Annotated in this window: 3 protein-coding genes; all 3 read left to right on the plus strand. The window is 72.5% G+C overall.

What is annotated here, in order from left to right; all coding sequences use genetic code 11:
* On the plus strand, positions 1-3,804 hold a 3,804-nt coding region (locus FV220_RS23565), incomplete at its 5' end, for a glycoside hydrolase/phage tail family protein (protein WP_147833429.1).
* Positions 3,805-3,840: 36 nt separating this feature from the next.
* The gene (locus FV220_RS23570; protein WP_147833430.1) at positions 3,841-5,406 is read left to right on the plus strand and encodes a DUF2793 domain-containing protein; all 1,566 of its coding nucleotides are present in this window, start codon (positions 3,841-3,843) and stop codon (positions 5,404-5,406) included.
* 79 nt (positions 5,407-5,485) lie between these two features.
* The coding region (locus FV220_RS23575; protein WP_147833431.1) for a lysozyme at positions 5,486-6,020 on the plus strand (535 nt) is incomplete at its 3' end.

Raw genomic sequence — 6,020 nt, forward strand, 5'->3', positions numbered from 1 at the left:
GCGATCGACAGCGCCCTGTTCGGGTCGCGGGCCGGGCCGCGCGTCGTGGAGGGGCCGCGCCTGACCGATGTGGCCGGGCTGTCCTCCACGGAGGGCGAGCCGATCAAGCGGGTCTACGGCCGCGCCAAGGTAGGGGGCACCCTGATCTGGGCGACGCGCCCGCTGGAAGTCGCCAATACCAGCGTCCAGCGCGCCTCGTCCGGGGGCAAGGGCGTCGCCGGCCAGAAGACCGTGACCACCACCTATGCCTATTTCGCCGACCTCGCGGTGGGGCTGTGCGAGGGCGAGATCGCCCATGTCCGCCGGGTCTGGGCCGATGGCCGCGAGATCGACCTCACCACGCTGAATTACCGCCTGCACCGGGGCGGGGCCGACCAGGCGCCCGATCCGTTGATCGTCGCCAAGGAGGGCGCGGACCGAGCACCGGCCTATCGCGGCCTCGCCTATATGGTGTTCGAGCGGATGGCGCTGGCCGAGTTCGGCAACCGGGTGCCGCAACTGGCCTTCGAGGTGATCCGCCCGGTGGAGGGGCTCGCCGGGATGGTCCGCGCGGTCTGCCTCATCCCCGGCTCGACGGAGTTCGGCCTCGACCCCCGCCTCGTCACCGAGGATGCGGGTTTCGGCGCCACGCGGGCGGCCAACCGCTTCCAGTTCCAGGACACGACGGACGTCACCGCCTCCCTCGACGCGCTCCAGGCCCTGTGCCCGCGCCTCGCCCGCGTCTCGGTGGTGGCGAGCTGGTTCGGAAGCGACCTGCGCGCGGGCCGATGCACGGTGACGCCCAAGGTCGACCGGCCGGACAAGGCGACGCTTGGCGACACATGGAGCGTCGCCGGGCTGACCCGCGATGAGGTGAAGACGGTCTCGACCGCGCCCATGGGAGGTGCTGCCTATGGCGGCACGCCCTCCGATGCCGGGCTCGGCCGCCTCGTCGCCGAGCTGCGCCGCCGTGGTCTCGAGGTCGTGCTCTACCCGTTCGTGATGATGGACGTGCCCGCCGGCAACGGCCTGCCCGATCCGCGCGACGCGGGAGCGCTCCATCAGCCGCCCTATCCCTGGCGCGGTCGCATCACCTGTTTCCCGGCCCCCGGCCAGCCGGGCAGCCCGGACGGGACCGCCGCTGCGTCCGCGCAAGTGGCGGCCTTCTTCCAGAACCCGGACGGATACCGCCGCTTCCTGCTGCATTACGCCGACCTCGCCGCCGGCTGGGCGGCCGACGGCGTTTCGCTCTCCGGCTTTATCATCGGCAGCGAGTTTCCGAGCCTCACCCGCGTGCGGGGCGAGGCCGGGCGCTATCCGGCCGTGGAGGCGTTCACGGCGCTGGCCCAGGAGGTGCGCGCCCGCCTCGGGGCCGGCGTGGCCCTGGTCTACGCGGCCGACTGGACCGAGTACGGCGCCCATGTCCGCGACGGCGGGGCCACCGTGCGATTCCCCCTCGACTCGCTGTTTTCCGATCCCGCCATCGCGGCGGTGGGCATCGACTATTACCCGCCGATCAGCGACTGGCGCGACGGCGCGGACCATGCCGACCTCGCCGAGACCGACAGCGTCTACGACACCGCCTATCTCAAGCGCCGCCTCGGGGCCGGAGAGGCCTTCGACTGGTACTATGCCAATGACGCCGACCGGCGGGCGCAGGCGCGCACCCCCATCACCGACGGCGCGGCGGGCAAGCCCTGGGTCTACCGGGCCAAGGACCTCGTCTCCTGGTGGTCGAACCCGCATCGCGAGCGGGACGGCGGGATCGAGACCGGCACCACGGCCTGGATTCCCCGATCCAAGCCGATCTGGCTCACCGAGATCGGCGTGCCCGCCGTGGACAGGGGCACCAACGGCCCCAACGTCTTTCCCGACGCGAAATCCTCCGAGAACGCCGCCCCGCCCTTCTCGGCCAACGTGCGCGACGACCTGATCCAGGCCCGTGGCCTCACCGCCATCCTGACCCGCTTCGATGAAGCGCTGCCGGGTTTCGAGCCGGCTCACAACCCGGTCTCGCCCGTCTATGGCGGCCCGATGGTGTCGCCCGGCTCCGTCTTCGTCTGGTGCTGGGACGCGCGGCCCTTCCCGGCCTTTCCGGATTTCGACATGGTCTGGGCAGATGCGGAGAACTGGTCCCTGGGTCACTGGATCACAGGACGGATCGAGGGGCTGGAGCTCGACCGCCTGATCGGCGCGATCCTCGCCGATCTCGGCATCACGGCACCGGCCCGGATCGCCGCCGATGCCTGGCTCGACGGTTACGTCATCGACCGGCCGATGTCGGCGCGCGGCGCCCTGGAGCCGCTGGCCCGGGTCTACGGGCTCGACGTCTCGGCGGTGGGCGGCAGGCTCGACATTCGCTGCCCGCGCCGCGAGAGCCCGATCGTCCTGGCGGCCGCCGATCTCGTGCTCACCGAGCGGGACCGGGCGCCATTGAGCTTCGTCCGCGCCGAGGAATCAGAACTGCCCCGCACGCTCACCCTCGCCTTCTGCAACGGGCAGAGCGCCGATTACCGGACCGCCACCGCCTCGGCGATCCGCCCCACCGGCCTGAGACGGCGCGAGAGCAACGCCGACGCGCCCATCGTCACCCGCCGGGGGAGCGCCGAAGCGCTGGCCGAGGCGCTCCTCGACATGGCCATCGCCGGGCGCGACAGCGCGGGTTTCGCGGTGAGCCCGCGCCGGATCGACCTGGTGCCCGGCGACCTCCTGGCCCTGCCCGGCGCGCGGCTGCCGCATCGGATCGTACGGATCGCCGACAGCGCCGGCGCGCGGCGGATCGAGACCCGCGCGGTGCCGGCCTACCCGTCTCGCCTCGGCGCGACCCAAAATCCCGACGACAGGGGATTCCGGCCGCCCCCGTCCATGGCCGGGCGGCCCTTCGCCCGCGTGTTCGACCTCCCCGTGGACAGGGGCAGCCCGACGATCCTGCAATACCTCGCGGTCTCGGCCGATCCCTGGCCCGGCGAGATGGCCGTCTGGCGCTCGGCCGGCACCGACGGCCCCCTCGGCCTGCACCGGATCGTCGATTATCCGGCCTGCCTCGGCGAAATCCTGACCCCGCTGCCGCCGGGACCCCTCTGGCGCTTCGACCGGGGAACCCGGCTCGATGTGCGCCTGCGCCATGCCGGTGCTCTGTCCTCCATCGCGGAGGACGACGTGCTGGCGGGGGGCAACCTGTTCGCCCTCATGGGCGAGGATGGTCGAATAGAGATCATCGCGGCGGCGGGCGCCGAACTGATCGGCCCCGGCACCTATCGCCTCAGCCGGCTGCTGCGCGGCCTGATGGGGAGCGAGGAGCTCGCCGGACGCGCAAATCCGCCCGGCTGCCTCGTGGTGCGCCTCGACGACGGGGCGGTGGTGCCCCTGCTGGACCGGCTCGACGAGGCCGGCCGGCCGTTCCGCTACCGGATCGGGCCGGCCACCCGCGACCCCGGCGATCCGAGTTATGTCGAACTGCAGGCGAGCGCCGGCCTGCTGCCGCTCCTTCCGCTCGCGCCGGTGCATCCGGTCGCGCGGCGCGAGGCCGGCGGGATCAGGCTGACCTGGCTCCGCCGGGCGCGGCGGGACGCGGATGGCTGGGAGCCGATGGAGATCCCGCAGGACGAACCGGGCGAGACCTACCTCGTCGAAATCCATGCGGCGGACGGCTCGACCCTGCGGACCGCCCGGACGACCGAGCCGGCGCTCCTCTACGCCAACGCCGACGAGAGCGCCGATTTCGGCGCGAAGCAGACCCGCCTCGACGTGAGCGTCGCCCAGGTCGGCACCGTCGCCGGACCCGGCCCGAGCCGCCGTGCCCTCCTGCCCGTCCGCTCCGCCTGAGCGACCCGACCGACCCGACCGACCCGGAGTCACCCCATGTCGCTGACGACAGACAACCTCGCCCTGCCGCTGATCGCGGCGGCGCAGGCAGGAAAACACGTCACCCACAACGAGGCCCTGGTGGTCCTCGACAGGCTCGTGCAGCTCTCCTGCCTCGACAAGGACCTGACGGCCCCGCCGCCTGCCCCCGTGGAGGGAGACCGCTACCTCGTCGCCGGCGCCGCGCCCACCGGCGCCTGGACCGGGCTCTCCGGCCACATCGCCCATTTCCACGACGGGGTCTGGGACGGCCTCACGCCGAGGGCGGGGTGGCTCGCTTATCTCGCGGACGAGGACGCCTTCTACCGCTTCGACGGCACCGCCTGGACCGGCCTCGCCGGGACGATCTCCGCGTTGCAGAACCTCGTCCTCCTCGGCCTCGGCACCCATGCGGATGCGGAGAACCCGTTCTCGGCCAAGCTCAACAAGGCCCTCTGGACCGCACGCGCCACGGCGGAGGGGGGCACCGGCGACCTGCGATTGGCCCTGAACAAGGGGGCCACGGGCAACGTCCTGTCACTGCTGATGCAGACCGGCTTTTCCGGCCGGGCCGAGATCGGCCTCGTGGGCGACGACAGCCTGACGGCGAAGGTCTCGGCGGACGGCAACAACTGGTCCCATGCCTGGCGGGCGCTGGGAAATAGCGGCAATGTCGGATTCGGATCGGCCGCGGCACCGGGCGGCCCGGTGCCGGCCGCCCCGCTCTTCGTCTCGGGCTCGTCGAGTTCCGCCCTGCTCCAGCTCGAATGCTACAGCGCCGGCTCGCCGGTGGCCAACATCACCACGCGCATCGCCCGCGGCACCCCGGCCGCCCCCACCGGCATTCTCGCCGGAGACCGCTTCTTCGGTTTCTTCGGCCGGGGCTACCAGGCGACGGGCGGGTTCTCCGGCAACATGGTCACCTTCAACGGCCTCGCCGAGGAGGATTTCACGGCCACGGCACAGGGGACGCTCGTCGACTTCCAGACGACGGAGATCGGCACGAGCACGCGCCGGTCCGTGGTCAAGTTCAGGGGCAACGGCGCCCTCGAACTCGTCCCCCGTGCCGGCACGCCCGGCGCAGGGCTCGCGCCCGGACAGATCCTGTTCGACGGCACCGCCGCCGCGTTCAAGGGCTATAACGGGACGCGCTGGTCCCGCCTCACCAACCTGCCCCGCTTCGCCGCCGCCATGAGCGCGGACGCGACGATTCCGGCGGGCGCCTGGACCAAGGTGGCGTTCAACACCGCCGAGGTGAACGACCAGGGCGCGTTCGTGCCCGCGACGAACCGGTTCGTCGCGCCCGAGCCCGGCACCTACACGTTCGGCGTGGGCCTCGCCTACCGCAGGATCGGCAGCGCGTCGCCCACCGCGCTCCAGGCCCGGTTCTACCGCAACGGCGCGGCGTCCCCCCGCCACCGGGCGGGCGTGACCGGTCTCGTGGACGGCGTCTCGACCCTCGCCCTCACGGCCACCCTCACTCTGGCGGCGGGCGACACGGTGGAGGTGTTCGCGCAGTTCACCGGCGCCGAGGGCGGCATCCTCGCCGCCGACACGGCGTTCTGGGGCCTCGCAATGCCCTGAGCCGCCCGGGAGGCAATGTCCTCCTGATCGCGCGTCACCGCACGACGCGTCTTCCCCGTTCCCAAACCCGGAGTGAACCATGGATCTCAGCGCCATCGGCCATGCCGTGCTCGTTGCCCGCGAGGGACGGCGCCTCGAGGCTTACCGCGATTCCGTCGGCATCTGGACCATCGGCATCGGCCATACCAGCGCGGCGGGGCCACCCGTGGTGACACCGGGCCTGCGCCTGACGGCGGCGGAATGCGACGCGCTCTTCGCCCGCGATGTCGGCCGCTTCGTGCGCACCGTCGCGGCGGTGGCACCCGCCGATCTGCCGGACCATGCCTTCGATGCCCTGGTCTCCCTCTGCTTCAACATCGGCGAGGGCGCGTTCCGCCGCTCGACCGTCGTGCGGCGCCTGAATGCCGGTGACCGGGCGGGCGCCGCCGAGGCGATCCTGATGTGGAACCGGCCCGCCTCGCTGATCCCGCGCCGGAGGGCCGAATACGACCAGTTCCGCACGCCCTACGCGACGGCCCTGCCGCGCGCCCGCTCCACCGATCCCACGGCGATCCCGCGCCCCGCCGGCCCGGTGATGGAGCGACCGGAGGAGCGGCCGGGGATCGTTCCGAACC

The organism is Methylobacterium sp. WL19, assembly GCF_008040005.1.
Classification (GTDB): domain Bacteria; phylum Pseudomonadota; class Alphaproteobacteria; order Rhizobiales; family Beijerinckiaceae; genus Methylobacterium; species Methylobacterium bullatum.